At 63.2% G+C, this 25,903-nt stretch carries 28 protein-coding genes and 1 riboswitch; of the genes, 15 read left to right on the top strand and 13 right to left on the bottom strand.

From position 1 onward, the window contains the following. Nucleotides 1–96 precede the first annotated feature (96 nt). The 4 genes from IWX64_RS13525 to IWX64_RS13540 are packed head-to-tail and all read left to right on the top strand — an operon-like array spanning nucleotide 97 to nucleotide 3,569. Nucleotides 97–270: a hypothetical protein gene (locus tag IWX64_RS13525; protein WP_196867651.1), complete on the top strand. Its 174-nt coding sequence runs from the start codon at nucleotides 97–99 to the stop codon at nucleotides 268–270. Next, the gene (locus IWX64_RS13530) at nucleotides 267–1,730 is read left to right on the top strand and encodes a purine-cytosine permease family protein (protein WP_196867652.1); all 1,464 of its coding nucleotides are present in this window, start codon (nucleotides 267–269) and stop codon (nucleotides 1,728–1,730) included. The genes IWX64_RS13525 and IWX64_RS13530 overlap by 4 nt, the downstream gene beginning before the upstream one ends. Further along, a complete protein-coding gene (locus IWX64_RS13535) occupies nucleotides 1,727–2,821 on the top strand; it encodes an alcohol dehydrogenase catalytic domain-containing protein (RefSeq protein WP_196867653.1) in 1,095 nt (364 codons plus the stop codon). The genes IWX64_RS13530 and IWX64_RS13535 overlap by 4 nt, the downstream gene beginning before the upstream one ends. A gap of 25 nt (nucleotides 2,822–2,846) precedes the next feature. Continuing rightward, the gene (locus tag IWX64_RS13540; protein ID WP_196867654.1) at nucleotides 2,847–3,569 is read left to right on the top strand and encodes a TetR/AcrR family transcriptional regulator C-terminal domain-containing protein; all 723 of its coding nucleotides are present in this window, start codon (nucleotides 2,847–2,849) and stop codon (nucleotides 3,567–3,569) included. Here IWX64_RS13540 and IWX64_RS13545 read toward each other — a convergent pair whose 3' ends face one another. Next, on the bottom strand, nucleotides 3,570–4,580 hold the full coding sequence (locus tag IWX64_RS13545) for an aldo/keto reductase (RefSeq protein ID WP_312883916.1): 1,011 nt from the start codon (nucleotides 4,578–4,580) through the stop codon (nucleotides 3,570–3,572). 507 nt (nucleotides 4,581–5,087) lie between these two features. Here IWX64_RS13545 and IWX64_RS13550 point away from each other — a divergent pair. From IWX64_RS13550 to IWX64_RS13565, 4 genes are all read left to right on the top strand, one after another. Then, nucleotides 5,088–6,515, top strand: coding sequence for a putative bifunctional diguanylate cyclase/phosphodiesterase (locus IWX64_RS13550; protein ID WP_196867655.1), 1,428 nt, complete (start codon nucleotides 5,088–5,090; stop codon nucleotides 6,513–6,515). A gap of 173 nt (nucleotides 6,516–6,688) precedes the next feature. Further along, nucleotides 6,689–6,806, top strand: a riboswitch (SAM riboswitch). A gap of 212 nt (nucleotides 6,807–7,018) precedes the next feature. Next, nucleotides 7,019–7,900, top strand: a complete 882-nt coding sequence (locus tag IWX64_RS13555) for a MetQ/NlpA family ABC transporter substrate-binding protein (protein ID WP_196867656.1) — start codon at nucleotides 7,019–7,021, stop codon at nucleotides 7,898–7,900. 72 nt (nucleotides 7,901–7,972) lie between these two features. Beyond that, a complete protein-coding gene (locus IWX64_RS13560) occupies nucleotides 7,973–9,001 on the top strand; it encodes a methionine ABC transporter ATP-binding protein (protein WP_334683306.1) in 1,029 nt (342 codons plus the stop codon). After that, nucleotides 9,001–9,660, top strand: coding sequence for a methionine ABC transporter permease (locus IWX64_RS13565; RefSeq protein WP_196867657.1), 660 nt, complete (start codon nucleotides 9,001–9,003; stop codon nucleotides 9,658–9,660). Before IWX64_RS13560 ends, IWX64_RS13565 begins: the two co-directional genes overlap by 1 nt. Before the next feature lie 118 nt (nucleotides 9,661–9,778). Here the strand turns inward: IWX64_RS13565 and IWX64_RS13570 are convergent, their stop codons facing one another. Beyond that, nucleotides 9,779–10,045 carry a hypothetical protein gene (locus IWX64_RS13570; protein WP_196867658.1) on the bottom strand — a complete coding sequence of 89 codons (267 nt, stop codon included), beginning with the start codon at nucleotides 10,043–10,045 and terminating at the stop codon, nucleotides 9,779–9,781. Nucleotides 10,046–10,067: 22 nt separating this feature from the next. Continuing rightward, entirely contained in the window at nucleotides 10,068–10,946 is an 879-nt protein-coding gene (locus tag IWX64_RS13575) for a TPM domain-containing protein (RefSeq protein ID WP_196867659.1), read from the bottom strand. A gap of 291 nt (nucleotides 10,947–11,237) precedes the next feature. On the opposite strand from IWX64_RS13575, the gene IWX64_RS13580 reads away from it, so the two are divergent. Continuing rightward, a complete protein-coding gene (locus tag IWX64_RS13580) occupies nucleotides 11,238–11,636 on the top strand; it encodes a VOC family protein (RefSeq protein WP_196867660.1) in 399 nt (132 codons plus the stop codon). A gap of 22 nt (nucleotides 11,637–11,658) precedes the next feature. On the opposite strand, the gene IWX64_RS13585 is transcribed toward IWX64_RS13580, so the two are convergent. Both IWX64_RS13585 and IWX64_RS13590 read right to left on the bottom strand, forming a co-directional pair. Then, on the bottom strand, nucleotides 11,659–12,057 hold the full coding sequence (locus IWX64_RS13585; protein ID WP_196867661.1) for a TfoX/Sxy family protein: 399 nt from the start codon (nucleotides 12,055–12,057) through the stop codon (nucleotides 11,659–11,661). Nucleotides 12,058–12,112: 55 nt separating this feature from the next. Next, entirely contained in the window at nucleotides 12,113–12,610 is a 498-nt protein-coding gene (locus IWX64_RS13590) for a DUF4188 domain-containing protein (protein ID WP_196867662.1), read from the bottom strand. Between the two features lie 69 nt (nucleotides 12,611–12,679). Here IWX64_RS13590 and IWX64_RS13595 point away from each other — a divergent pair, with 69 nt between their 5' ends. Continuing rightward, complete coding sequence (locus IWX64_RS13595) at nucleotides 12,680–13,255, top strand: TetR/AcrR family transcriptional regulator (RefSeq protein ID WP_196867663.1); 576 nt, start codon at nucleotides 12,680–12,682, stop codon at nucleotides 13,253–13,255. Between the two features lie 759 nt (nucleotides 13,256–14,014). Further along, nucleotides 14,015–15,601, top strand: a complete 1,587-nt coding sequence (locus IWX64_RS13600; protein WP_334683307.1) for an HNH endonuclease signature motif containing protein — start codon at nucleotides 14,015–14,017, stop codon at nucleotides 15,599–15,601. A gap of 208 nt (nucleotides 15,602–15,809) precedes the next feature. Here IWX64_RS13600 and rbsD read toward each other — a convergent pair whose 3' ends face one another. The 6 genes from rbsD to IWX64_RS13630 are packed head-to-tail and all read right to left on the bottom strand — an operon-like array spanning nucleotide 15,810 to nucleotide 21,697. Further along, the gene (rbsD, locus tag IWX64_RS13605; protein ID WP_196867664.1) at nucleotides 15,810–16,193 is read right to left on the bottom strand and encodes a D-ribose pyranase; all 384 of its coding nucleotides are present in this window, start codon (nucleotides 16,191–16,193) and stop codon (nucleotides 15,810–15,812) included. After that, complete coding sequence (locus IWX64_RS13610) at nucleotides 16,190–17,191, bottom strand: ribokinase (RefSeq protein WP_196867665.1); 1,002 nt, start codon at nucleotides 17,189–17,191, stop codon at nucleotides 16,190–16,192. Before IWX64_RS13610 ends, rbsD begins: the two co-directional genes overlap by 4 nt. Beyond that, on the bottom strand, nucleotides 17,188–18,129 hold the full coding sequence (locus IWX64_RS13615) for a substrate-binding domain-containing protein (protein WP_196867666.1): 942 nt from the start codon (nucleotides 18,127–18,129) through the stop codon (nucleotides 17,188–17,190). Before IWX64_RS13615 ends, IWX64_RS13610 begins: the two co-directional genes overlap by 4 nt. A gap of 46 nt (nucleotides 18,130–18,175) precedes the next feature. Then, nucleotides 18,176–19,159: an ABC transporter permease gene (locus IWX64_RS13620; protein WP_196867667.1), complete on the bottom strand. Its 984-nt coding sequence runs from the start codon at nucleotides 19,157–19,159 to the stop codon at nucleotides 18,176–18,178. Beyond that, entirely contained in the window at nucleotides 19,152–20,687 is a 1,536-nt protein-coding gene (locus tag IWX64_RS13625) for a sugar ABC transporter ATP-binding protein (RefSeq protein ID WP_196867668.1), read from the bottom strand. The genes IWX64_RS13620 and IWX64_RS13625 overlap by 8 nt, the downstream gene beginning before the upstream one ends. Further along, a complete protein-coding gene (locus IWX64_RS13630; RefSeq protein ID WP_196867669.1) occupies nucleotides 20,684–21,697 on the bottom strand; it encodes a LacI family DNA-binding transcriptional regulator in 1,014 nt (337 codons plus the stop codon). Before IWX64_RS13630 ends, IWX64_RS13625 begins: the two co-directional genes overlap by 4 nt. Nucleotides 21,698–21,879: 182 nt before the next feature. On the opposite strand from IWX64_RS13630, the gene IWX64_RS13635 reads away from it, so the two are divergent. The 3 genes from IWX64_RS13635 to IWX64_RS13645 all read left to right on the top strand — a co-directional run bounded on the left by IWX64_RS13635 (nucleotide 21,880) and on the right by IWX64_RS13645 (nucleotide 23,335). Further along, nucleotides 21,880–22,527, top strand: coding sequence for a hypothetical protein (locus IWX64_RS13635; RefSeq protein WP_196867670.1), 648 nt, complete (start codon nucleotides 21,880–21,882; stop codon nucleotides 22,525–22,527). A gap of 110 nt (nucleotides 22,528–22,637) precedes the next feature. After that, on the top strand, nucleotides 22,638–22,982 hold the full coding sequence (locus tag IWX64_RS13640; protein WP_196867671.1) for a lycopene cyclase domain-containing protein: 345 nt from the start codon (nucleotides 22,638–22,640) through the stop codon (nucleotides 22,980–22,982). After that, the gene (locus IWX64_RS13645; RefSeq protein WP_196867672.1) at nucleotides 22,979–23,335 is read left to right on the top strand and encodes a lycopene cyclase domain-containing protein; all 357 of its coding nucleotides are present in this window, start codon (nucleotides 22,979–22,981) and stop codon (nucleotides 23,333–23,335) included. Before IWX64_RS13640 ends, IWX64_RS13645 begins: the two co-directional genes overlap by 4 nt. A gap of 18 nt (nucleotides 23,336–23,353) precedes the next feature. Here IWX64_RS13645 and IWX64_RS13650 read toward each other — a convergent pair whose 3' ends face one another. Both IWX64_RS13650 and heR read right to left on the bottom strand, forming a co-directional pair. Next, nucleotides 23,354–23,947, bottom strand: coding sequence for a small multidrug efflux protein (locus IWX64_RS13650; RefSeq protein WP_196867673.1), 594 nt, complete (start codon nucleotides 23,945–23,947; stop codon nucleotides 23,354–23,356). A 172-nt stretch (nucleotides 23,948–24,119) separates the two neighbouring features. Beyond that, a complete protein-coding gene (heR, locus tag IWX64_RS13655; protein ID WP_196867674.1) occupies nucleotides 24,120–24,914 on the bottom strand; it encodes a heliorhodopsin HeR in 795 nt (264 codons plus the stop codon). Between the two features lie 123 nt (nucleotides 24,915–25,037). Here heR and IWX64_RS13660 point away from each other — a divergent pair, with 123 nt between their 5' ends. Beyond that, nucleotides 25,038–25,634, top strand: a complete 597-nt coding sequence (locus IWX64_RS13660) for a TetR/AcrR family transcriptional regulator (RefSeq protein ID WP_196867675.1) — start codon at nucleotides 25,038–25,040, stop codon at nucleotides 25,632–25,634. The last annotated feature ends 269 nt before the right edge of the window (nucleotides 25,635–25,903 follow it).

Below are 25,903 nucleotides of genomic sequence, written 5' to 3' on the forward strand. Positions count from 1 at the left end.
ACAGCTTTCGCCAATTCTATTGACACTTCGATGTGTTTGGGTCTGTTATGAACCTGGAAACCGAAAGATATTCGATTAGTTGTTGAGGAGACGCTCGTGGCCAGAGATTCCGCCCAGGTACAGCAGGAATTACATCGTCGCATAGAGGAAATCAGGACGGTCGAAGGAGCTGACCCGGCTCGGCGTGCGCTCAGCCGCGCTGACCTGGCCGTGTATGTCGGCGTTACCGTATTGATCAGCCTGCTCGGACTGCTGGTGATGGTCCTGTGAACCGCCCCAACGACACCGGAACCGAAGAAATCGAGAATGCCAACACTTTCGGATCCCTTCCCCTGCTGAAATCCGAGCGGGTCTGGAGCGCGTTGGACTTCAGCTGGGTAAACGTTGCACTGGCTATCGCCACCTGGGCCTTCCTGGTGGGCGGGGCGACCGCGTCGTTTGTGGGATTTCAGCAGGGGATCGCGGCGATGATTATCGGCAACGCGATCGGGCTATGTTTTATGGTGCTCGCCAGCACAGTGGCCAGCCAACGGTATGGCGTGGAGCAGTACACGATCCTCCGGCCGGTCTTCGGGGTGGCAGGGGTAGGAGCGCTCGTCTTCACCGTTGTATTGATCACCGAGATGGGGTGGTCGTCCTTGCTGGGCATCATGGTGGGCCGGGCAACCACACAGGTGGCCGGGGTCGCTACCGGGATGGAATTCGATGAATACGGGCTAATGGTCACGCTGGGGGCGCTGGTAGCACTGGCCGTCGCCTGGTACATCCTCTCCCGCGGCCCCATCACGATCGGTCGCCTGAACAAGTTCATTGCTCCGGGGCTTCTGGTGATCACCGCACTCCTGATGGTTTTCCTGGTGATCAATACCTCGTGGGCTGCCCTTCTGGATGCCGCCCCGCTCGCCCCTTTTGATGATCCGCAGCTGAACTTCATGATCGCCGTCGAATTCAACGTTGCTGTTGGAGTGTCGTGGTATCCGGTGATGGGCTCCCTGGCCCGGATGACCACATCACCCAAGGCCGCAATCTGGCCCGCCTATGGAGGATTACTGATCGCGACGTTGCTGGCTCAGATTGTTGGAATGGGCGCGGCGCTGACCCTGGGGGATTCCGACCCCACCGTCTGGATGATCCCCTTTGGCGGTCCTCTGCTCGGAGCGTTCATCCTGTTGTTCATTTGCTTCGCCAACATCACCAGCATGTCCTCGATTGTCTACTCAACTGTTCTCGCACTGAGGCAGTCCAGCGGCGAGTTGCTCACCGGCCTGCACTGGAAATGGCTGTGTGCTGGATTCTTCGTACTGCCTGCTCTGCTCGCCTTCTTCCCGCAGTTTATGTACGAGAGGTTTGTCCTGTTTGTCACGCTCAGCGGGGCGTTCCTCGCCTCGATGTGCGGCGCGATCATCGTCGACTATTTCATTCTGCGCAAGCAGCACATTGATCTGTCCGAGCTGTACGCCCCAGGCGCCAAAAGCGCCTATCACCTGCCGGGTGGGGTCAATTGGGCAGGGATTGTGGCGGTGGTCGCTGGCGCAGTGTTCTACCTGTGGATCTACAACCCCGTCACGCTTGAAACCCAGCCGGTCTTCAACGTCATCTCTGCTTCACTGCCCGCCGCCGTTCTCGGCGGGATCGTGTACTGGATCCTGGCCGTGGTGCTTTATAGGAACCGCGGAGTGGGCGGGTTCAACCTGGCCAAGTCCCACAACCTCAAAGGGTCACGGTCATGACCATCAGTTCACGGGCCGCGGTGCACCGCGGCGGATCTTCGCTGGAAATCACCCAAATCGAGGTGGCCGCACCCGGGCCAGGGACAGCGCTGGTCCGGCTTGGGGCGTCCGGCGTGTGCGGTTCCGATCGACATGTGCTCGACGGCGAATGGGAGATGCCTTCCCCCACCGTCATGGGCCACGAGGGAGCGGGGGTCGTCGAAGCTATTGGTGAGGGGGTCGAAGACGTTGCAGTCGGAGACCATGTCGTCCTCAGCTGGTTCTATCCCTGCCGGCGCTGCACTGCCTGTCTTTCCGGCAGGGCCTTCGTCTGCACGGGCAGCCGTTCAGAGGAATGCCTCCTCCCGGATGGCAGCACGCCCCTGTCGGAGAACGGAACACCTGTGTATCCCTATCTTGCCGTCGGGTCGATGAGCGAATACACGGTCGTCCCCGAATCGGCAGCCGTGAAGATACCGTCGGACGTGCCGTTTGAGGTTGCCTCGCTCCTTGGCTGCTCGGTGTCTACCGGTGTAGGAGCGGTGGTCAACGATGCGATGGTGGCGCCGGGCAGGTCTGCCGTCGTCGTCGGGACCGGCGGAGTTGGACTGTCGATCATTATGGGACTGAACCTGGTGGGGGCGCACCCCATCATCGCTGTCGATCTCAGTGAGGAAAAGCTCGCGATAGCTCGCCGTTTTGGTGCCACGCACTCGGTGATTTCCGGGCCGGACAGCCAGGAGCAGATCCGGAGCATCACCGGGGGTGGAGCGGACTATGCGTTCGAGGCGATCGGACGCAAGGACACCATCGAGTCGCTGCCTGGCCTGTTGGCGCGTGGGGGCACTGCCGTCCTGGTCGGCCTGCCGCCAGCTGACCAGACCATCAATTTTGATGGCCTGGCACTGGCCGAGGGAGGGATCCGGATTGTCGGGTCCAACTACGGCTCCACAGTTCCCGGCCGGGACTTTCCTCGTTTGGCCGCACTCTATCTTGCCGGCAAACTACCGGTGGATGAGCTGATCTCCGACCGGATTCGCCTCGACCAGGTCAACGAGGCCTTCGAGGCGATGCGCCGTGGCGAGCGAGCACGCAGTGTCATAGTGTTTTAGCGGCCCGCAACCACGAAGGAACTTTATGGCCAGGCCTACTACCCGGATCCTCACTCCTGGCAAGATCTTCCGGGCGGCCCTTGAACGGTTCGACGAGCGTCAGGAATTTTCCATCCCACAGCTTGCCAAACGGCTGGGCGTCAGTCCGTCCTCCCTCTATCACCATGTGAAGGGAGGACGGACCGAGATTATCGAGGGAATCCGTTCCCTCATCAGTCAGGACGCTCACGACCGTGGGGATTTCCCGCCGGGAGAGGGAAACTGGCAGGAGCAGACGCGTCGCTGGGCGATCAACTACCGCTACGCGCTGGGGCTTCACCCGATGGCCATTCCGGCGCTGGTGGGCGAATCTGTCGACGATGCGCCCACCCTCGAGATCTACGAAACGTTGGCGCAGATCCTCGAGTCGGCCGGATTCCAGGACGGCCGGCTCCTTGACGCTCTTTCACTCGTTGATCTGCTGGTTCTTGGTTCTGCGATCGACGCGGGATCTCCCGAACCGCCGTGGGAGCCGTCGGAACTTGCGCATCCTTCCCTGTCACGAGCACTGGCGACTCAAACCGGTGCCCGGCGACAGGACAGGGCTTTTGCCCTGGGGCTCGACGCGGTCATTGCCGAACTGGACCGTCAGCTGACCACTCACGTCGCCCCTGACGGGTTAGACCGGGCGATTCGTCGCCCTGCCCCTGCCAGTCCTCACGTTTCGGCGAAGGGGAGCGAAATTGAGGAAGGGGTGAACTTGTTGTAGCTAGTTCGCCGGAACGGGAGCCAGCGGCGAGATGAGCTGTTCCTCGCGCAGGGCATCCCAGAAGGCGGCGGGCACCGTCTCCTGCAGTGCGGCGAGGTCCTCCGCGATGCGGCTCGGTTTGGTGGCGCCCGGTATCACCGCGGTAGTTGCCGGGTGGGCGAGCGAGAACTGCAGCGCTGCCGCCTTGATGCCGATTCCGTGTTCAGCCGTCAGTGCCTTGATGCGTTCCACCTTGGTAATGATCTCGGCCGACGCTTCCTGATACTCGAAGTGCTTGCCGCCAGCAAGAATGCCCGAACTGTAAGGTCCGCCCACCACAATATCCACCTGGTGATCGACTGCCGCCGGGAGGAGGCGCTCCAGGGCACGATCATGGTCGAGGAGCGTATACCGTCCGGCCAGGAGGAAGGCATCGGGCTGGGGCTCGTCCAGATCGAGTGTCAGCTCCAGTGCCTCCACACGGTTGACGCCCACACCCCAGGCCTTGATGACGCCCTCGTCCCGCAACCGGGTCAGGGTGCGGAAAGCGCCGGTCCGGGCCGATTCAAAGACGGCAAGCCACTCATCGCCGTAGAAGTCCTGGGCAATGTCGTGAACCCAGACGATATCCAGTCGGTCGGTTTTCAGTCGTTTGAGACTGTCCTCCACCGAACGGAGAGTGGCGTCTGCCGAGTAGTCGTTGACCACCTTGTTCGGGCGGCCGTGGGCGAACAATCCGCCCTTCTCTCCCATGTCGCGTGCTGAGACGTCCTCGGTCTCGTCGAGGATCACACGGCCCACCTTCGTGCTCAGCACATAGTCACCCCGAGGGTGCGCGGAGAGTACATCGCCGAGGCGGATCTCGGCGAGGCCAGCACCGTAGAACGGTGCGGTGTCAAAGTACCTGATGCCCTGGTCCCAGGCGGCTGCGACAGTGGCCGTGGCCTCTTCCTCGGGAATGGCCCGGAACATGTTGCCCAGCGGTGCAGTGCCGAACCCGATGGGTGCCGGGAGCAAGGATGAAATGGTCACGGAGGGGTTCTCCTTCGGGAGGTGTTGGGCGTGCTGCGCAGGATTCGCACAGGATCTTCAAAGTAAGGCGCCTTCGTATTTACCCGGGGGTTACACTGTGAAAACCGGCGCGAACGTGGTGAAACGTGAAGAACAACACCACTGATTAAGCATATCGTTCGGCTGGGCGGGCCACGGGACCTTCCGCCACCCCACAGGAAGGTCTCTCATGCACTACGTCTCTTGTCGTCGACGACTGATCGCCAATCGACCCACAGAGTGTTGCCGCGCAATCAGCGGTACCCCGGCCCACAATTTGTCATGCAGAAGATAAGCACAATGTTCAGGACTTTTCGGCACTCTCGCCGTGGAAGCACCTCATCGGTCATGGATTCGCCACCGCTGGGGACTTCAGATTTCCGTTGATTCACCCGAAAGCGAATTGCACTTATGCCCGACCCCGCAAGTGATTCATCCGCCGCACAGTTTCAGGACACCCCCTCCGATCGGGAATACACCAAGTCGTCCATGGCAGGCCCCGAGGCCCGGCCATATGAGCGTGCCCTCGAGGACGTGCGTCGCGGCATTGAGGCTCAGCCCACCCCGGCGGCTGCCCAGGCCGGGCTGACGCACCTGATGCGCCACGACCCCCTCACCGGGCTGGTCAACCGAACGGGTTTCCTCTCCGAGCTGTGGGCCCTCCTCGCCGAGGATGGCACCGACCAGTCTCCCGTGGGCGTCCTGATCCTCGACATTGACCACTTCATGGCGGTCAATGAGGGACTGGGTATCGCTGCCGGCGACGAAGCACTCAGCATCGTGGCATGGCGGCTCCGGTCCACAATGAGCGACACTGCGGTTGTCGCGCGCCTCGATGGAGACGAGTTTGCCGTCGTCGATACTTTTGCTGACACGGCAGCCGCGTGTCAGGCGGCAGCCTTGTTGCTGGCGGCCCTCAACGCGCCGATGATTGTGGGCGGGTCAACGCTCGATCTTTCGGTCAGCATTGGGTTTGCGATGGCTACTTCCAGCGATACGACCGACGGCGTGCTAGGCAGGGCCACCACCGCCGTGAACCGGGCGAAGAAGCTGGGGCGTAACCGGTTTGAAGTGGAAATCGGAAGCACCAAGGACCCGACAGATGGTCGTCTCAAGCGCCGAGGCGAACTGCGGCAGGCGATCGACGACGGCGAACTGCTCCTCTTCTTCCAGCCGCAGATCGACCTGGCCAACGGGCAGATGAGCGGTTTTGAAGCGCTGGTCCGGTGGGATCACCCGGACCGGGGGTTGCTGGACCCGGGATCCTTCATCGACTTCGCCGAGGAGTCAGGGCTGATCCTGCCCCTCGGTGCCTGGGTCGTCAACGCCGCCGTGGCGCAGCAGGCGGCCTGGCACCGTTCCTCACCCGGCCGGGCACCGGTACGCATGTCAGTGAACATTTCGGCCATTCAGTTGAATGACCCCCATCTGGCGGACATCGTGACTGCAGCTCTGGAACGTCACAACGTGGCGGCGGGACTGCTCACCCTCGAGATCACCGAGACGGCGTTGACAGTCGACCCCGAAAGTGCGCTCCGGACGCTCAACGCGCTCAGCGCACTGGGCGTCAGCTTGTCCATCGATGACTTCGGGACCGGCCACTCCAGCCTGGTCTATCTGCGGCGCTTCCCGATCGATGAGCTCAAGATTGACCGGTCATTCATCGCGGGCCTTACCTCCGATACTAAGGACCACGCGATCGTGACCTCCTGCATCCAGCTCGCCCACGCAACGAACATGTCTGCGGTGGCCGAGGGCGTCGAAACGGCCGGCCAGTTGGAAGCCCTGTTGGGACTTGGCTGCGATCTGGCGCAAGGCTACTTCTACACGCGGCCCATGACCGCGGTAGATCTGGAACCCTGGTTCGTTCCGCGTCCGGACAACCAGATTATGTCCCGGGAGCAGCTCACCGGCTAGTCGCGCCGCTGGATCACCGGCACGAGGTCGCGATGACCGACCAGGCTATGAGGGCCTGCTGGGTGGTCATGCCGAGGAACCGGCTCACCAGCAGTTCTCCGCCGGGTCATTTGTGACGATCCTTCGAGACCATTTTTTGACCCTGCGAATTATCTGCTTTAGCGTGAACTCAGAATCAAGAGTTCAACCAATGGCTCCCTGGCCGGTTGAACAGCAACCCTCTCCCGTAGTGGGGTGCTTCAGGTGAAGATTCGGCCACCGGAACAAGTCCCCGGATGGCAAGTACGGCGTATCCAGGAGAGTCCCCGCAAGGGTCTCGGTGATACCGCCCGCGATCTCGAAGCGAGCCAGTATGTAACACCCGAGGAATCCCGCCCGATTGTCGCTGCAGTTTCCGCAGCACCTTCACATTTCTTTTCTTAGTGCCGATCCAGCAGAGCTTCCGGCCGATTTCGCCTGCCCTGCTGATCCTTTCCCCAAGTAAACCGTTCAAAGGAAAACCCATGAATTCCCGCAAACTCCTGTCCCTTGCCGTGGTCCCCTTTCTGGCCCTCACCGTCGCCTGCGGTTCGTCGGAAGGCTCCGACTCCGGCAACGAAAGCATCAGCCTCGGCGTCGTCGGCGCCAGCGACCCGGAATGGGGACTGCTGACCGAAGCCGCGGCGGAGGAGGGCATTGACCTTGAGGTCATCGACTTCGCCGAGTACACCCAGCCCAACCCCGCCCTGAGCGAAAGCGAACTGGACCTCAACCAGTTCCAGCACCTCGTGTACCTGGCGCGCTACAACGTCTCCAGCGGTGCGGAGCTCGCCCCGATCGGGTCCACAGCGATCTACCCCCTGGGTCTGTACTCCACCCAGTACGGCTCGGTCGACGAAATCCCCGAGGGCTCCACCGTTGCCGTCCCCAATGACGAGAGCAACCTGGCCAGGGGCCTGCTCGTGCTCCAGTCCGCTGGACTGGTGGTGCTCGACGGCGGCGGCAGTGCCTTCTCGACCATCGACGACATTGACGAGGAGGCCTCCAAGGTCACCGTCACCACCCTCGAGGCCTCGCTGACACCCACGTCGTTGCCCGACGTCGCCGCCGCGATCATCAACAACGACTTCGTTCAGGACGCGGGGCTGAACTTCGAGGACGCCATCGCGCAGGACGATCCGACGGATCCCGCCGCCGTTGCGTACGTGAACGTGTTCGCCGCCCGTGCCGGTGAGGAGACCAACGAGACCTACCAAAAGCTGGTGAGCATCTACCAGGAAAACCAGGAGGTGCAGGACGCCGTCCAGGAGACCTCCGGTGGGACGGCCGAGTTCCTGGTGGTAACTCCCGAGGAGCTGCAGTCAACCCTCGACACTGTCGAGGAAGACACCGCCGCCCAGGGCTAGCCAGGCCCCGCCAACTCCTGCGGCCGGCCGGCGATCCCGGCTGGCCGCAGGGCTCTTCCAGCAAGGAACACCATGCCCCTCATCTCTTTGCAGGACGTCACGAAAAGCTTCCCTCCGGGGCGGCGCGGTGGCGACCCTGTGCACGCTATCGACAACGTCAGCCTCGACATTGAGGCCGGCGAGATCTACGGGATCATCGGGTACTCGGGTGCCGGTAAAAGCACCCTGGTCCGGCTGATCAACGCGCTGGAGAAGGCGACGAGCGGCACGATCGTCGTCGACGGACACCAGGTCACCAACGTGCCCGACCGCCAACTACGCAAGCTGCGCCTCGACATTGGCATGATCTTCCAGCAATTCAACCTCTTCAACGCCAAGACGGTCTGGAACAACGTTGCGTACCCGCTCCGCGTCGCAGGGAAGAGCCGGGAGGAAATCCAGGCGCGCGTCACCGAGCTCCTCGACTTTGTGGGGCTGGCCGACAAGGCGTCGAACTACCCTGAGCAGCTCTCCGGTGGGCAGAAGCAGCGCGTCGGGATTGCCCGCGCGCTGGCCACGTCACCGAAGATTCTCCTGGCCGATGAGGCCACCTCGGCGCTGGACCCCGAGACCACCCACGAGGTGTTGCGCCTGCTGCGCCGGGTCAACGAGGAGCTGGGGATCACCATCGTGGTGATTACCCACGAGATGGACGTCATCCAGACCCTCGCCACCAAGGTGGCGGTGATGGACGGTGGCCGGATCGTCGAGCAAGGTGACGTTTTCGACGTCTTCTCCAACCCGCGTCAGGCCTCGTCGCAACGGTTCGTCTCCACGGTTGTCAGGGGCATCCCGTCACCCGACGAGGTCGCCGTGCTGCGCGAGCGGCATGCGGGTCGGATCGTCACCTTCTCCTTCCGCGACGGCGACTCGTCCCAGGCTTCGGTGTTCCTTGAACTCGCCGCTGCGGGGGTCGAGTTCGAGCTGATCTACGGGGGCATCAACGACATCAGAGGCCGCGCGTTCGGTCACCTGACCCTCGCGCTGACCGGACCGGCCACCGCGATCGACGCCGCACTGGCCAGTCTCGCCACCCGCACCACTGTGAAGGAGCTCAGCTGATGGATTCCCTGATCGATCTCAGCCCGGAACTGTGGCAAGCCACCTACGAGACCCTCTACATCGTCGGGTTCAGCCTATTCTTCGGCGGCCTGGGTGGGCTGCTCCTCGGTATCGGCCTTTACACCACGCGGGCCGGCAGCATCCTGGGGAACAGCGCCGTGTTCAGCACCCTGAACATCATCGTCAACATTTTCAGGCCCATCCCGTTCATCATCTTTCTGGCCGCCGCTCAACCTCTGGCCCGGGCGGTGACGGGGACCGGTATCGGCAACAGCGCCATCATCTTCACGCTGTCGTTGGCTGCTGCATTCGGGATCAGCCGCATTGTGGAGCAGAACCTGTTGACCGTGCAACCCGGTGTGATCGAGGCGGCACGCTCAGTAGGTGCTGGCCGGCTCCGGATCATCCTGACCATCATCATCCCGGAAGCCCTGGGACCGCTGATCCTTGGCTACACGTTCATTTTCGTGGCGCTGGTCGACATGTCGGCCGTCGCTGGCTATGTGGGCGGTGGAGGGTTGGGCAACTTCGCCATCCAATACGGTTACCGGCAGTTCAACCCCTGGGTTACCTGGGCTGCAGTAATTGTGATTATCCTGCTGGTGCAGGCGGTCCAGCTCCTGGGGAACGTGCTCGCCCGGAAGGCGCTCAGGCGGTAGTTTCCAGTGCCAGCGCCGTGGCCCGATCCCGAATTGTCGTGGCCTGACCCCGACCTGTGGGGTGTGGCCGCGGCGCCGGCTTCAGGACGCCGAGCAGAGCTGCTGCCTACCCGGCTGGCTACCCTGCCGGTGCTGGCTTGTGATCGGGAAAGTCTTCCTCGCCAATCCCGCCTGGTTCATAAAACGCCCCAACGAACCCGCGTGCCTCGGCCATCAGCTCTTCCCTCGACATCGGGCTCGGCTTGCTCAATCCGACCGTGAAACCATACGTTCCCTCGTCCGGACCGTTGAGCCAGGCGAAGTGGTAGCTCAATCGTCCTGGTGGCTGGTTTCTCTCGCTGACGCGGAAGAGTTCACCACCGATCGACAGTTCGAGGTCATCCATGCACCGAGTGTAATGAGAACTGTCAGTACCTGCCGGATGCGCCTCCGCCGGTAAACCCGCCACCCCCGCCGAATGACGAGCCGGACTGCGTGCTGGTGCTCCACCCCGAATACAGTGCGGGGTTGGCAATATAGAGGGGAAGCCAGGTCGGCGGGTAGTTGACGGCGTCGTCGCCGCGCTTGCTGTACCGGTACTTGCGGTAGGCCTTGCGTTGTTCCTCGGTGAGGCGGAAGGTCGGATCCTTCTCTTCCGCCTCCCGGATCTCGTCATCGGCAACCCGACGACGGCGGCGGGAGTCGACGGTGACAACCGAGATGATGATGCCTACCAGGGCCACGGTCCCTCCGACGACCCACGCGAGGACGGCCCAGTTGAACGGTTCCTGGACCGGTTCCTGCCCGTCTGCGTACAGGTAGATCTGCTCCACCGCCTCGGTGAGGCCTTCGGCATACTGTTCATCGGCGAACGCCGGTTCAAGAACGTCCTCGATCACTGCGGCCGCTTCGTCATCAGAAAACTCTTCGCGGACGCCGTCGGCGGTTTCGATCCGAAGTTCCCGTTCGGCGGTGTCGGCAACCACGAGCACACCGTTGTCTGCCCCCGCATCGCCCACTTCCCATTCGGTGGCGACGCTGCGGGAGTAGTCCTCGATGGACCCGCCCGCATTCTCGATGGTGAGCACGGCGACGCGGGCCCCGTCAGTACTGCCGTTTCGCTCCTCGATCAGTGCGTTGAGGCTTTCTTCCTCCGCCGTGGTCAGGACATCGGCAACGTCAAGCAGGTTGCCCTCGGCGGGGCGCTCCGGGACCGTCGACGGTTCGCTGCTGCCACACCCGGTGAGGACGAGGAGCAGCATCGACAGGGTGGCTGCGGCTCCTCCGGCACTTCTGCTGATCGTCACGATGTCCCCTTTTGGCTGTCCAGTATTTCTTTCGTGAGTCTAGCGATCGCCGTGACACGCTCCGGCCAGAACGTGCGGGGCGGTGTCTGGTGGCCTACGCCGTCGAGCATCAGGCGCGGGGCGTCCAGCGCGGCTGCCGGGCTGTTCAGTCATGGAGTCAGCATAGGGAACCCGCCGATTGCTGCACAGGGTGGGCAGCTTCGCTCCTTTACCGCCGGGTCGTGCAGCAGTATCCTGTCGGGCACAAGTCGCCCGACCACGGACGAGGTGCCCGAGCATGGAGTCTTTTCAATGAAATACACCCTCGAAGTGGTGCCCGTGCCCGTAAGCGACGTCGAGCGGGCCAAGACTTTCTACGCTGACCAGGTCGGTTTCACCCTCGACTTCGATATCGACGGCTCCGTCGTGCAACTGACGCCGCCCGGGTCGGGGTGTTCAATTCAGATCGGGCGGGGTCTCACTCGCATGGCCCCAGGATCGCTTGAGGGCCTCCAACTGGTTGTCGCGGACCTGGATGCAGCGCATCGGGAGCTCACCGGTCGCGGGGTTGAGCTGTCCGAGATCCAGGTCTACGCACGGGATGGTTTTCGTCCGCGGCTCCCCGAGGATGACCTCAACAACGTTGGCTTCTGCACCTTTGCTGACCCGGACGGCAACCGCTGGACCATCCAGCAGATCAGTGATCGTTAGCTCTGAGTGATCCAGGACGCGATTATTGCTGGTTGAGGTTACCGGCTTCAGCTCCGACAGGTTTCCCTGTGGTGGATTTCCCTCCGATAGGTTCCCCGGAGCTGATGCCGAGGTTAACCCAATACGCGAGCTCTGCGTCGTCGTCGAGCTGGTGGCGTGGCACGGTCAGCCAGCCGCGCCCCATCGGTTTCTCCTGGCCCATCAGTGCGGGAACCGCGCCCCGTCGGAGGAGATCGTCGTAGTCAGCCGGGTTCGTTCGCACCAACAGGTCACCGGCACGATCGGCCGCGACCGCCATGCGGTCATTCACCATGAAGGAGATGCCGCCGAACATTCGGATCTCCCGCGCGTCCGGATAAGAGGCGAGGAGGTCCCGAAGCCGTTCGGATAGATAGTCTCGCGATGAAGAAGTGTTGACCACGGCAGCCCCCTCGGTTACGGATGCCCTTTGAATATGAGACGAGAGGGAGATTCTGTCAAGGGACCTTCGGTCCCGGTGCCCGGCCCATTCGCTGCTTCGCCGTATTGTTGCGTGCCCCGAGGGGAGCGTGCGCCGTCGCCTTCGCGAGACCGAACAGCGGCATTCCGTTGTAGACGGTCTCGATTCCAGTGGCCGGGACCTGATACGTTTCGTGCCAGATGCCGACATCGCCGGTGCCCGAGAGTTCTTTCATGAACCGTCGCCAGGGTGCCAGATGGGGCGATTCCTTGTCCGCCGCGAACCTCCGCAGATGCTCCGGGCTCTCCCAGTAGCTGAGCAGCATGGTGGTGCGGCCGAACCACTGCTCGTAGCCAAGCATGCCCGCGTCAGGATCAGTAGCAAGATGCTGCAGCATGCGCGGCATCGCGGCAGCGACCCTGCTGACTTTCGCGATCTTCCACCACCGATTGGGACGCATCCCGATCAGGAATACGGTGATGGTGTCCCTCCCCAAATCCGCAGTGTGGCGGCCCGCAAATATTTGCTGTGCCATCGGAAGCTCCTCGATCTGCCAGACCTTCATAACGTTGTTACAGAACAATGTTATGGAACACTGGTTCTTATGGCAAGACCCGTAGTACATAACGATTCCCTGCGGCAGGACCTGTTGGCCGTCGCCGCCGACCTGATTGACCGTGACGGGCCCGCGCGGGTGACGCTCCGCGATGTTGCGTCGGCAGCCGGGACGTCCACCTCTGCGGTCTATTCGCTGTTCGGTGGGAAATCCCAGCTGCTGACGGCCGTCGTGGACGATGGGTTCCGCTCTTTCCATGACTCGCAGCTCGCCGCCGCCGACGGCGGGTTGGATACTTTGGGGGTCGCCTACCGGACCTGGGCGCTGGAGCATCGGGCCCTGTACCGGCTGATGTTCGGTGGGGCGTTGGCTGCGTATGCCGATTGCCAGCCCAGCCCTGACGCCGCGAGCAATGCGATGCAGCCCCTGATGGACGCGGTTGCCTCGGCGCAGTCAGCGGGTGTGTTGGTTCAGGCGCCGGTTGAGTTGGTAGCCGTTGCGATCTGGGGACAGGTGCACGGGATAGTCAGTCTGGAGCTGGCACAGATGGGGCGTCCCGACGCCGATTGGGCTGCGGTCTACCGTGCGGCGCTCGACGCCGTTGCCCGTGGGTGGGCCGCCTGAGCCGGGTGCCGGGTGCCGGGTGCCGGGTGACTGTGCAGGCCTGCCAACGGAACTTGCGCAGATGGGCTCATCGGGTGGGGCAGCGTCGAGGCTACTACGCCTGATTTCCGGTTATCCAACCGAGGTGTGGTCCAGCATGCCCGAGCAGGTCTTGCGCCGGATCAGGCGGCGATTTGCCGTGATGACCTTTGGCGGATCAGCCGTTCTGTGATGTCTGAACCCGCTGAATTTCACTGCCTACCGAGCGGTTAGGAGCATCGACAAAGGACTTTTCCAGGTCCTTTGTCGACCCCTGAAAAATGTTGAAAATTCTTTTTGCCCAGCCCCCATTTGGGACCTTATTTTGGGGGTGGCAGATGATCGAATGGAGGTATGGAAAGCAGCAAAGCTTCTTCTATCAGGACGGGATTTCCCTCTGATTCCGGCGCTGATCCCGCAGCTGATAGCGGGACCGCGGAAGCTGCTGCGGGAGCTTCTTCTGGCTACGGACCGGCCGGGCCGTTGGGTGAGGGTGCGCTGTGGTCGTTCCCGGCACCGGGACAGGCCCCGGCGCCCGCGCCCGCCCCGTCCGTGATGACCGACCCGACAACACTGTCTGACCCGCCAACACCCTGTGACCCGCCAACACCCTCTGACCCGGTCACGTCAACCGTCTCACCAATCTCAACCGACCCGGTTGACCCGTCCTTTGGTGCTGACCCATCTGGGGCAGCCGCCTCCCCGGCGGGGATTGATTCGCCGGACTCAGCGGACGCGCCGTTGTCTGATCCCGCTACTGCCAACGAGGAGGCTGTTGCTGGTGGTGAGGCTGTTCGTGGTGGTGAGTCGGCTTCTGGTGGTGGGTCGGTGTTGACGGGGTGGGTGTCTTTGGCGGCGTTGGTGGACTCTGATGCGTCGCAGACCCTTGAGGTGCTGCAGGCCCTGGATGGGTTGCGGTCGTGGGTTGATGCCCAGGAAGCCAAAGCGGTCACCCACCTGTGGGATCTGACCCGCGCGGAATACCCGTGGGTGGAAGAGGGAGCGCAGGATCTGGGCCGGACAATCACCGCAACCGAGATCGGTGCGGCGCTGCGCCTGCCGGACCGGACCGCTGGTGCCCTGATCGAGACCAGTGAGTTCCTGGTCCGGGAGTACCCGTCAACCTTGCGGGTGCTTGAAGATGGGAAGATCACCAGGCGTCACGCTGTCACCGTGGTCGGGGAGGCGATCAGCATCCCCGATACCGTGCCCGGGGTGTGCGCCGGGTTCGAGGCCCAGTTGATCGATCTGGCCTGCCAGTTGACGGTCGCGAAGTTCACCTACCAGGCCGTCCGGTTACGGGAGGCCCTGCACCCTGAGACGATCACGGTGAGGCGGCGGAAGGCCCTCCAGGACCGGCGGGTGTCTATCAATCCGGACTACGACGGGATGGCCTGGCTGCACGCCTTCCTGCCCACCGAGCAGGTCGCCGGGATTTTCCACCGCGTCGACACCGCGGCCCGGGCGTTACAAGCCCCCGACGAGGCACGCACGCTCAGCCAGTTACGCGCCGACGTCCTCATCGACGTCCTCACCAGTGCAGGCGCCACCGGGCACATGACCAGCGCAGAACCCGCCACCGCAGAACCCGCCACCGACGACCTTGCTGGCGACGGCCTTGCCACTGAGGACCTTGCCGGCGACAGGATCAGGGAATCGAGCCGCCCGGATAGGACTAACGGGGTCACCGAACCCGGAAGCCCCGTGAGCTCGGATGCACCGAATATGCCGGATGGAACAGCTGGGACAGCTGGGACAGCTGGGGCAGGTGGGACGGATAGCACGGGTGGGTCGGCCGGCCGTGGTGACGCAGACGCCTACTGGGGTGTGCAGGCGAAGGTGTTTGTGACTGTCCCGATGATGACTCTCCTCGGCGGGGACACCCCGGGTGAACTCGAAGGGTACGGGCCGATTGACCCGGAGACGGCCAGGAAGCTCGCCGGTCACGCCCAGTCGTTCACGAGGATCCTCACCCACCCGTTCACCGGTGCCAGACTCGGCGCCGACGCCACCACCTACCGGGTCCCTCAGGATCTCAAGGATGCGGTCCGGGTCAGAGACCGGACCTGCAGGCATCCGGGGTGTAACCGGTTGGCCGTGTTCTGCGAACTCGACCACACAAAACCCTGGTCACAGGGCGGGAAAACCAGCTACGGAAACCTCGCGGCCTTGTGTAAACGGCACCACATGCTCAAATCCGAGGGCTACTGGCATTACCGACAACCCGAACCAGGAATGATCATCGCGACCTCACCCGCCGGTCACAGCTATGTCACCAGGCCAGACCCGCCACCAGCACCACCACCCAAGGTCCCACCACCCTTCTAGGGAAGTGCCATCTTCAGGACCCGAGAGATCAGCCGGATCTGTTCACGAGAATCGGAGACCTACTGTCCTGAGGTGCTGAGGTGCTGAGGTGCTGAGGTGCTGAGGTGCTGAGGTGCTGACCCTGAACAACCGATCGCCACCGAACAACCGATCGACCCGGGAGCAAGGTAGACCTGTCAATTGAGCGCTCAGACTTGCCAGGCAGCTGTTAGAAGGTGACCCCACAGCGCAGCACCACATTCGCGTACGGAGTTGCTTCGCCGGTTCGAATGATCAATCGGGCCGACGGGAGGAGCGACTTCAGGTCCTCGTGGCTGACATAGTCGGGGTTCAGCCCCTCAGCGCGGACGATGCTTTCGACGGCTGATCCGGATGCCTCGGAGGCCAACAGCGACGATTCGATCTGAACATCAGTCAGTACCGCCCGCAGCACCTCGGTAAAAGACGGGATGCCCTTCACCAGAGCGAGATCAACCACCGTAGGAGCATCAGGCAGCGGCATCCCCACATCGGCAATCACCACCAGATGCCCGTGACCCAGGGTGCCCAGAATTCCGTTCAGGGGTCCGTTGAGAATTCCGGTTTTCTTCACGCGGCGGGGTCCTGTCCAGTAAATGATTTTGCACCAGTGAGTGAACTTGCGGTAGTTTCCGGCGCTGCGGGCAGCGGATCATCAAGCGACGGGTAGGACGGCTGCGCACCTTCGGTCCCTACGGCGTACGCTCCGACCAACACGGCAACCCTGACGGCGTCGGGCAGCGAATCTCCGGCGCTCAACCGGGCGGCCAGGGCTCCAGTGAAAGCATCACCAGCCCCGGTGGTGTCCACGACGGGCACCTTCGGTGCAGGGATTTCCAGCAGGTCGGTGGCCGATGCCAAGAGCGCGCCGCTCACGCCGAGAGTCATGACGACAGAGGCGAAGCCGCAGTCCACCAGCGCCCGCGCCGTCGCGGCATGGTCGGAGGCGACAGACGGCTCAGATGCACCAGATGCTGAACCGGTGAGCTGCTCCAGCACCAGCGCGCCTTCGTGCTCGTTGACCACCAGGGGATCTGCCTGCAGCAGCGTCGAACGGTCCAACGTGATCACCGGCGCCAGGTTGATGACTACCCGGCCGCGGGCCACCCCGACCGCCGCCGTTACCGACGCTGCAGGGATTTCACCCTGCAGCACCAGCACAGCGGCGTCGACAATGACCTGCGACGAGGCGGCGACCAGCTCGGGGGTCACCTCGGCATTCGCACCGGGGATCACCACGATGGTGTTCTCGCCGTCGTCGTCGACCTCCACAATGGCGACACCGGTGCTAATCCCGGCGACGCGCTGCACAGCCCCGGTATCCACCCCGGCGTCGTGCAGCCCGGACAGCGCAATCTCGGTGTAGGTGTCCTGACCGACTGCGCCGATCATGACGGTGCGGGCGCCAAGCTTCGCCGCAGCAACGGCCTGGTTGGCACCCTTGCCGCCGGGCATCACTGTCATGGTCCGCCCCAGCAGGGTTTCGCCCGGCTGGGGGTGGCGTTCCAGGGTGACTACGAGGTCGGCGTTGATGGACCCTACGACGACGACGCCCGACGGCTCAGTGCTCATTCGGTGAATTCTCCAACATTGTCAGCGTTCACGGTGGTGACCGGAACGGGGATGGTCTCTTCGACGGTTTCGCCGGCGAGGATCTGTTCCAGGACCTCGACTGCCTGCTTGCCCAGTTCAGCGGGCTGCTGTGCGATGGTCGCGGTCAGGGTGCCTGCCTCGATGGCTGCCAGACCATCTTCAGTGCCGTCGAAGCCGACGACGCTGACGTCGTCGCCCGCGCGGTCGCCCAGGGCCTGGATGGCGCCGAGCGCCATTTCGTCGTTCTCGGCGAAGATGCCGGTGACATCGGGGTTGGCCTGCAGCAGGTTGGTGGCGACGTTCAGCGCCTCTGCGCGGTCGAAGTTGGCGGTCTGCATCGCCACAACGGTGATGTTGGGGTAGGCAGCCATGCCTTCCTCGAAGCCTGCTCCGCGGTCACGGCTGGCTGAGGTGCCAGCGACGCCCTGGAGGACAATCACTTCGCCCTCTTCGCCCATGGCTGCTGCCAGCTCGTCGGCTGCCTGGCGGCCGCCCGCCACGTTGTCGCTGGAGACGAGGGACTGGACCTCGGCGCCGTTGACGGTGCGGTCGACAGCGACCACCGGGATGTCCGCCTCGATCAGTGGTGCCACCGAGGCGGCAGCGGCGTCGGAATCCACCGGGTTGATGAGGACGGCGTCCGTGCCGCTGGTGGCGGCGGTGGCCAGCTGGTTGGTCTGCGTGGCGGAGTCGTTCTGCGCGTCGACGACGTCGAGCTCCATGCCGGCAGCCTCGGCCGCTTCTTCGGCACCATCGCGCAGTTCCACGAAGAAGGGGTTGTTCAGGGTCGACAGGGCGAGCGTGGCCGACGCCGAACCCTCGGCGCTCTCGCCGCTGTCGCGGTTGCAGGCGGTCATGCTCAGGGCAAGTGCCAGGGACACGGTCAGAGCAGCAGTCTTGCGGGAAGTGAACTTCATTGTTGTTTCCTTACTTGAGTGGTGGAACGGGTTAGGGAGGAAAGTTTTAGTGCGGTGAGTTCTTGCGGCGCAGGGAATCGATGCCGACGGCGACGGCGATCACCACGCCAATCACCACCTGCTGCCAGAACGAGGAGACGTTCAGCAGGTTCAGTCCGTTGCGGATGACCACGAGCACCAGCGCGCCAACGAGGGTACCGGTGATGCGGCCCACGCCGCCTGCCAGCGATGCGCCACCGATGACGACGGCGGCAATCGCGTCCAGCTCATACCCGGACGCTGCCTGTGGCTGGGCGGAATCCAGTCGACCGGACAGCAGGAGACCGGCGACGGCGGCAAACAACCCGGACAGTGCGAAGACCGTTACCAGGACCTTGCGGACCGGAACGCCCGAGAGCCGGGCGGCTTCCCGGTTCCCGCCCACCGCGTACATGTAGCGGCCCATCACCGTGAAGTTCAGGATGAAGGCGGCCACCAGGCCAGCGACCACCAGGACCACGATCGGCATCGGGATGATCCCAAGGTTCCCGCCAAGGAAGGACACCTCGGGAGCGGTGGCGATGGGGCGGCCATCGGAGATGACCAGGGTCAGGCCGCGGGCGATGCTGAGCATGGCCAGCGTGGCGATGAAGGACGGCAACCGGCCGAACGCTACCGCGAACCCGCTCACCGCGCCGCTCAGCGTGCCGATCGCGAGGCCGCCGACAACGGCAACCCACCCGGGCATCGACCCCGTCGAGAAGATCCAGGCGGAGCCCATCGCGGACAGCGCCGCCACGGAGCCGACCGACAGGTCAATGCCCGCCGCGACGATCACGAAGGTCAACCCGAACGCCAGGACCGCAATCACCGAGGCCTGGATCCCGATGTTCAGGAGATTGGGGCCGGTAAGAAAGTCGGGGGTTGCGATGAACAGGGCGAGGCCCAGCACCACCAGGCCCACGAGCGCCCCGTTGTCGGCGAGGAACTTCTTTGCCTTCGCACCGCCGGACACCTGCTTCCGTGCGGTGGTGGTTGCTACCTTATTCATGCCCGTCCTCCATTGACTTGTCTTCGAGATCGCGCTGCACGTCGCGGACGGCGAGCGTCATGATGGCGTCCTGGGTAGCGTCCTCGGACGCCAGTTCACCTGAAATATGTCCGCCGCTCATCACCAGGATCCGGTCACTCATCCCGAGCACTTCGGGGAGTTCGCTGGAGACCATGACGACGGCGCCACCGGCTGCGGTGATCGCGTTCATCAGTTCGTAAATTTCCACTTTGGCGCCGACGTCGACGCCGCGGGTCGGCTCATCGAGCAGCAGCACCGACGAATTCGCCACGATCCACCGGGCAAACACGGCTTTCTGCTGGTTCCCGCCCGAGAGCGATCCAACCGGCTGGTCCAGGGTGTGCATCCGGATCCGGAGCTTGTCCGCTATGTCCTGGGCGCGGCTGCGTTGGCCGGACCGGTCCACCAGGCCGGACTTTGACGTCGACGCGAGCGTCGCATAGCCAACGTTTTCGTTGACCGTCGCGCCGAGCACAAGGCCCTGGCCCTTCCGGTCCTCGGGGACGTGCCCGACGCCGGCCCTGATGGCCGCGCCAATATTGGACTTGGGGAGGTCCTTCCCACGAACCTTGACGCTGCCGCCAACGTACGGGTCGGCTCCGGCGATGGCGCGAATGACCTCGGTGCGGCCCGCGCCGACCAGACCAGCCAGACCCACAATTTCACCGGCCCGCACAGAGAACGTGACGTCGTTGATGACTCCCTTGGTGGAGAGACCTTTCACCTCCAGCAGGGTGTCGGCGGGGCCGTCCCATTCGCGGCGGCGGGGGAACTGCGCTTCGATGGAGCGGCCCACCATCAGGCGGACCAGTTCGTCCTCGTGGGTGTCTGCGGGTACCTCGGCGATGAATTCGCCGTCGCGCAGCACCGAGACGGAATCGCCGATGGAGGCAATCTCGTCCAGGTGGTGGGAGATGAAGACCATTCCGACGTCGCGTTTGCGGAGGTCCTCGACGACGGCGAACAGTGCGGCGATTTCCCGTTTTGTGAGGGCCGCTGTCGGCTCGTCAAGGACCAGCATCCGTGCGTTGAGGCTCAGGGCCTTGGCGATCTCGACGAGCTGCTGGCGGGCGATGCCCAGGTCGCCCACCTTGTGGTCGACGTCGATGTCGAGGCCAATCATCGCGAGGGCTTCCCGTGCGGTCTCACGCATTTTTCGCTTGTCCACCAGGCCGAAGCGACGGGGGAAGCGGCCCATCGAGATGTTTTCGGCGACCGTCATTGACCCCACGAGGTTGAGTTCCTGGTGGATGGTGGCAATGCCAAGGGCCTCGGAATCCTTGGTGTCGGTGATCTTCACTTCCTTGCCATCGACCAGGATGCGGCCGCCGTCGGGCTGGTGCACGCCGGCCATCATCTTGATCAGGGTGGATTTACCGGCACCGTTCTCGCCGAGTAGCACCTGCACTTTGCCGGGGTAGACGTTGACCGTTACCCCCTTGATGACGGTGACCGGTCCGAAAGACTTGGTGACGCTGTCCAGGGTGAGGATGGGTTGGGTGTTCACAGTGCTGTGCCTCCTGGGAGGGGCGGGGTGGAGCCACGGATGATGAGCCTGCTGGGAAGGATGACTGATGCGGGGGTCTCGCCGGCGATGACCTGGGTGAGCATTTCGACGGCCTGGCGACCCATGGCGTCGACGTCGTGTGCGATGACGGTCAACGCCGGGTTCAGGAGGGTGAACGCGTCGATGTCGTCATACGCCACAAAAGCGAGGTCGGTGCCGATGCCGACGCCCCGCTCGTTGCAGACGCCGATGGCGCCGATGCTCATGAGGCTGTCAGCGGCCAGCAGCGCTGTCGGCGGCTGGGGGAGTTCGAGGAGGTGCCGTGCTCCGGCGGCGCCGCTCGCGGCCTGGAAGTCGCCGAAGAAGATGAGCTCGGCGTCGCCGTCGGCCTCGGTGCTGGCAAGGGCATCCTGGTAGGCGGCGAGACGTTCGCGGCCGGTGGAGGTGGACTGCGGTCCGGCGATGTAGCCGATACGGCGGTGACCCTGGTCAGTGAGGTGGCGGACGGCTTCCTGGACCCCGGTGACGTTGTCGGGAGTGACGCTGGGGACGTCGGTGTCGGCGATGACGCGGTCAACGAAGACGGTGGGGATGCCGCTGTCGAGGATGCTGCGAAGGCTGGCGAGGTCGCCGAGTGGAGCTGCGATGAGGCCGTCAACACGCTGTGAAAGCATCACATCGAAGTAGCGGTCCTGCTGTTCGGCGCTCTCGTTGGCATTGCCGAACAGCGTGAGGTACTTGAAGTCACGGGCGCGCTGTTCAATGGCGTGCGCAAGGTCGGCAAAGAAGGGGTTGCGGACATCGGGGAGGACCAGGCCGATGGTCTCGGTGGTGGTCTTGCGGAGGGAGCGGGCCTGCGCGTTGGGCCGGAAGCCGAGTCCCTGCGCTGCCTCGGTGACGGCCGTTCGGGCCTCGGCGGAGGTGGAGGGGTGCCCTGAGAGCACGCGGGAAGCAGTTGCTACTGAGACACCCGCCTTGTCGGCGACATCTTTGATCGTCAGTGATCGCACCCTGTTACTCCTCAACCGCCATGGAATCGTTTCCATGGAATCGATTCCAAACTATGCCACACGTTCTGGAAGCGGTCAACGCCCCGATCTCGGGTGCAGTACCCACAGCACTGTTTTTCCGATTGGTAAGCTCAGCTCAAATGAAGAAGAGAACCGGTACTCAAGAACCCCTTGATTTCCCCTTGAGCACGCAAACCCGGAATCTCGGTTTCGCCACTGCGATCTTCGGGAGCGCTGCCGCAGTCTTGGCGCTCGCTCTGCTTCTGTGGTTTATTGTTCTGCTCCTCGACGAAGGCGGCACCCTGAGTATCACTTTCGAGGTTGAGGAACAGGTGGCCGTTATTGCCGTGCCAGCTCTCGTTGCCTTGGCTGCGTCCTCGATCCCCTTCACCGTGCTGTGGTCAGGGTGGAAGGCGTCCGGACGACGGGATCTCTACCGTGAACGCCCTGAGGTGGATCACACTCGGCCCAGCGATCAACAAGTGCAGCTGTTCCTCCATGACGCCCACCCGTGGGAACCGGCGGTTGTAATTGCCCTGGGATGGTCGGCGCTGGGAATCCTCGGAGGAAGTGTCGTCGCTGGTGCCATCTACCTGTGGGGACGCCCTGACGAACTCTTTCTGGGCCATCTGTCGCTGGGGCTGACGGTACTTTCGCTAGTTATGGTGGTGGTTTTTCTTCGGCTCCTGAGTCGTTTGCATAGGTTAGCCATCGACAGTGAGGATGAGCGCGAGCAACGCTGGCCACTTCCGCAGAACTCGGAGCTTCGGCGGTCCCTGCACAGGGGGTCCGATGGTGGAGAGTCTTTGAATGCTGGGACAAACTTTTGATAACCCTGAGCATCACTGCAGGGATACGGCAGCCATTGAGGAAGAATAAACTGCATGAGCAGACAACTTCTGGGTGCCGAACGCGAACGGCAGATGGTTAGCGACGGAACATGGGCCTGATCTATTGGGGAGCGCTGCTCTTCTCCCTCAGCGGTATGGTGGTCCTGGACCGCCGGTTTGACCTCACCTTCTGGCGGGACGCCCGCAAGGCGACCTGGACCATGATTCTCGGGATCACCTTCTTCCTCGTCTGGGACCTCTTCGGTATTGCGCTCGGAATCTTTTTCCGCGGGACCACTGATCTGATGACGGGGATTCTCCTGGCCCCCGAGCTGCCCCTCGAGGAAGTGTTCTTCCTTGCGCTGCTCTGCTACAGCACCCTCAATGTGCTGGGTGCTACCGCGAACCTTGACCGGAGGCCTGGCCAAAATCGTGACCAGGAGGTGGCGGCATGACGTACCTCGTCCTCAACATCATCTTCTTCGTCCCCATTCTGGCCATCGCCGCCTGGGCCTACCGGACGCGACGCCGTCAGCTTCCCAGCCGTCGGGCCGTCGGAATTACCCTCATTGTGCTGTTGGCCGCCACGGCCGTGTTCGACAATGTGCTGATCGGCATCGGCATTGTCGACTACAACCCTGACCTCATCCTCGGCGTCCGGCTGGCATTGGCCCCGATCGAGGACTTCGCCTATACCGTCGGCGCCTGCATCCTGCTTCCGGCGCTGTGGGCGCTGATTCCAGGCCGAACCGATCGCCATGAAGCCGAGCCTCCGCCGTCGACAGCGGCCTCCACAACTACGCCGTGACCGGTTTATCAGTGGTCGTCACCACCCCAGAAGGTTGAGGAAGCCCAGGGCAGCTGCTGCAACCAGCCCGGTCCAGATAATGATGGCCACGATCTGCCACAGAATCACCCAGCTCTTCTTCACCCCGGATGCGACGAAGAATGCGGCCGTGAGCTGGGTAGGAAGGGTGAGGGGAGCGAGCAAACTGGCTCCGGGGACGCCGAAGCGGTGCAGCCAGTCATTGAGCCGCCTCCGGCCCTTGGTGCGGCGCGTCGGTTTGCCGCCGTCGTCCTGAAGGCCGTCATTGGTGCTTTCGGCCGGTAACCCCCGACGGTGGTCGAGCGTGAGAGTGGTTCCCCTAGCGGATGCGGCATCGGCGGTCGCGGCTCGCCGGGTTACGACAGACTGGCGAATTCGTGAACTCACGAGCACGACGGCAATGACACTGAGGATATTGCCGACCGCCCCTGCCACGGCGGCAACGATGGGGTTGATCCCGGCAATGATGCCGAGGGCCGCTGATCCCTCGCCCTCGACGTAGGGGATCATCCCGAGTGCGGCGACGATCAGGGGCTGGACGATGTCGGGTAGCTGGTCGATGAAATTCTGGAACCCTTCGTACGGGGTGGACATGATGGTCTTCCTTCAGTGATTGGTGGTTCGCCGACGCGCGCTTCGCCGTCGGATTCGCTACCAATCCAGTCAAGACCGTGTGGTCGCCACAGGGTCAAGAGGGCATTCGTAAGACCTCCGCAACACATCTCAATCGGGTAGATCCCAGTGACGAATGGCGGTGGAATTCACATCATGAGATAAGAGACGCCAGGAAGACCTGCCAGGTCAGGAGGGATTTCGCCGCAAGACTGAGTACCGGGTACGTCTTTTCGCCGAATGCGTAGTTGTGCCATGGCCCAATCTCCCGGTACTGAAGCCACTGAGTGAGCCCGAAGCAGAAGAAGAGCACGCCCTGTATCGCAAGGATGACGAAGATGTAGTCCGGGGCATCGGAGTACAAGGGGATGTTCAGTCCCATGGCGATCCACGGGGTCACCCCGACCAGGGCCCCGAACCAGAATGGGACCATGGTGGTCGATGTTCGGCCTGGGGGGTTCATCCGCTCCTGGAGGTATCCGAACAGGATCATCGCGATGTTGGCGCCGGCGACGACGATGAGTGCGTTGATGGTCACGATGCCCCAGTAGAGGGCGATTACAACGACCATGAGGGTTGCGCTGATTGAGTACTCGACCCAGCGGAAGCGGTTCATTCCCCGCTGGAGATCACGCTCGTAGATCCTACGTCCGAGAGTCGCCGTCAGGAGGTGATCGATACCGGCGAGAAGGAGGAACGCGACAAGGACGTACCCGATTGTCAGCTCAAAGAGTGTCGAGGTCACAAGGCCCCCTTCCTCGCCTGCCCCGGGAGGACCATCCACGTAGGACGCAAGAACCGGAATCGCAAAATCATTCGTGAGGAAGAGGAGAACCGCGGCCTGACCGAGATGGAGTACTGCAAGCGCGATGTTCCACCGCTGCAGTCCTCGAAGGCGTTCGGGTTTCACACCGGTAGCGATGGGCGGAGAGGTTAGCGGTTGACTCATGACTGGTCCTCGGTTGGTCGGGATGGGGCCGCGACGTTCACCAATTGAACGGGTGTTGAATTATTATTTTAGTGATCGCTACGATTGCAGGTCAAGGACCACAACGAAGCGGGGGAAGGGCCAATGACCACTGGACGGGCGGGTCGCCGGCGGGGGACCAGTGAAAGCAAGCAACAGATCCTCGACGCCGCGCGCGTGCTCTTCGCCGAGCACGGCTATCAGCGGACCACCGTGCGGATGATCGCCGAACGCGCGGGAGTGGATCCAAGTCTTGCGATCTATTTCTTCTCCAGCAAGGAGCAACTATTCGCGGCGTCGATGCCCACCCCGAGCGAGGAGGCGCTCGCTGCTCTGAAGTTACTGGCGGCGCTCCCGCCACCGGAGGCCGCGCAGGCGATGAGCCGCCGTATCCTCGAATCGGTCAGCTCCCCCGAGGCCAGCAACATTCTGGGAATGATGAGGGCAGCCAGTTCGAAACCCGAGGCCGTGGCGCAGCTTCGCGAGATCTTCATCAGTCGAATGATGCTGCCATTGATGACCGAACTGGGGCTCTCCCGCCCGAAGGAGCGGGCCGTGCTGCTCGCGGTCATCGTCACCGGAATGTCCTTCCTGCACGAGATCCTGAAAATCAAGGAGGAGTGGCCGGACCTGGAAGATAACGCCCAGTTAGCACTGCTCACACAGACGATCGAACTCGTCCTCACGACAGACCTGGAATAACCCCATATTCACTGTACGGCCGTCCATGGAACACCCGGCGGCTCAGGTGCGCGGCGACGCTCGGGGTATCCGCGGGGCCTGCAGGACCAGGGATCGGGTCAGGTGAGCCGGATTCCGGTTGCTCCAAAGGAGGTGGTGGGTACGTCGTCGTTCAGGGTCATGCTGGCTCGTCGCCGTCGCCGTCGCCGTCGCCGTCGCCGTCGCCGTCGCCGTCGCCGTCGCCGTCGCCGTCGCCGTCGCCGTCGCCGTCGCCGTCGCCGTCGCCGTCG

Origin of the sequence: Arthrobacter sp. CAN_A212 (assembly GCF_015752345.1) — a bacterium.
GTDB lineage: Bacteria > Actinomycetota > Actinomycetes > Actinomycetales > Micrococcaceae > Arthrobacter_D.

What these genes read in the sequence shown, in the direction of transcription:
- IWX64_RS13660 (WP_196867675.1), top strand. Translation starts at nt 25,038, where the DNA reads ATGACCACTGGACGGGCGGGTCGCCGGCGGGGGACCAGTGAAAGCAAG.
- IWX64_RS13640 (WP_196867671.1), top strand. Translation starts at nt 22,638, where the DNA reads ATGGGCCTGATCTATTGGGGAGCGCTGCTCTTCTCCCTCAGCGGTATG.
- IWX64_RS13590 (WP_196867662.1), bottom strand. Translation starts at nt 12,610, where the DNA reads ATGGCACAGCAAATATTTGCGGGCCGCCACACTGCGGATTTGGGGAGG.
- IWX64_RS13610 (WP_196867665.1), bottom strand. Translation starts at nt 17,191, where the DNA reads ATGAGCACTGAGCCGTCGGGCGTCGTCGTCGTAGGGTCCATCAACGCC.
- IWX64_RS13565 (WP_196867657.1), top strand. Translation starts at nt 9,001, where the DNA reads ATGGATTCCCTGATCGATCTCAGCCCGGAACTGTGGCAAGCCACCTAC.
- IWX64_RS13540 (WP_196867654.1), top strand. Translation starts at nt 2,847, where the DNA reads ATGGCCAGGCCTACTACCCGGATCCTCACTCCTGGCAAGATCTTCCGG.
- IWX64_RS13620 (WP_196867667.1), bottom strand. Translation starts at nt 19,159, where the DNA reads ATGAATAAGGTAGCAACCACCACCGCACGGAAGCAGGTGTCCGGCGGT.
- IWX64_RS13550 (WP_196867655.1), top strand. Translation starts at nt 5,088, where the DNA reads ATGGCAGGCCCCGAGGCCCGGCCATATGAGCGTGCCCTCGAGGACGTG.
- IWX64_RS13580 (WP_196867660.1), top strand. Translation starts at nt 11,238, where the DNA reads ATGAAATACACCCTCGAAGTGGTGCCCGTGCCCGTAAGCGACGTCGAG.
- IWX64_RS13650 (WP_196867673.1), bottom strand. Translation starts at nt 23,947, where the DNA reads ATGTCCACCCCGTACGAAGGGTTCCAGAATTTCATCGACCAGCTACCC.
- heR (WP_196867674.1), bottom strand. Translation starts at nt 24,914, where the DNA reads ATGAGTCAACCGCTAACCTCTCCGCCCATCGCTACCGGTGTGAAACCC.
- IWX64_RS13560 (WP_334683306.1), top strand. Translation starts at nt 7,973, where the DNA reads ATGCCCCTCATCTCTTTGCAGGACGTCACGAAAAGCTTCCCTCCGGGG.
- IWX64_RS13645 (WP_196867672.1), top strand. Translation starts at nt 22,979, where the DNA reads ATGACGTACCTCGTCCTCAACATCATCTTCTTCGTCCCCATTCTGGCC.
- IWX64_RS13570 (WP_196867658.1), bottom strand. Translation starts at nt 10,045, where the DNA reads ATGGATGACCTCGAACTGTCGATCGGTGGTGAACTCTTCCGCGTCAGC.
- IWX64_RS13555 (WP_196867656.1), top strand. Translation starts at nt 7,019, where the DNA reads ATGAATTCCCGCAAACTCCTGTCCCTTGCCGTGGTCCCCTTTCTGGCC.
- IWX64_RS13615 (WP_196867666.1), bottom strand. Translation starts at nt 18,129, where the DNA reads ATGAAGTTCACTTCCCGCAAGACTGCTGCTCTGACCGTGTCCCTGGCA.
- IWX64_RS13595 (WP_196867663.1), top strand. Translation starts at nt 12,680, where the DNA reads ATGGCAAGACCCGTAGTACATAACGATTCCCTGCGGCAGGACCTGTTG.
- IWX64_RS13535 (WP_196867653.1), top strand. Translation starts at nt 1,727, where the DNA reads ATGACCATCAGTTCACGGGCCGCGGTGCACCGCGGCGGATCTTCGCTG.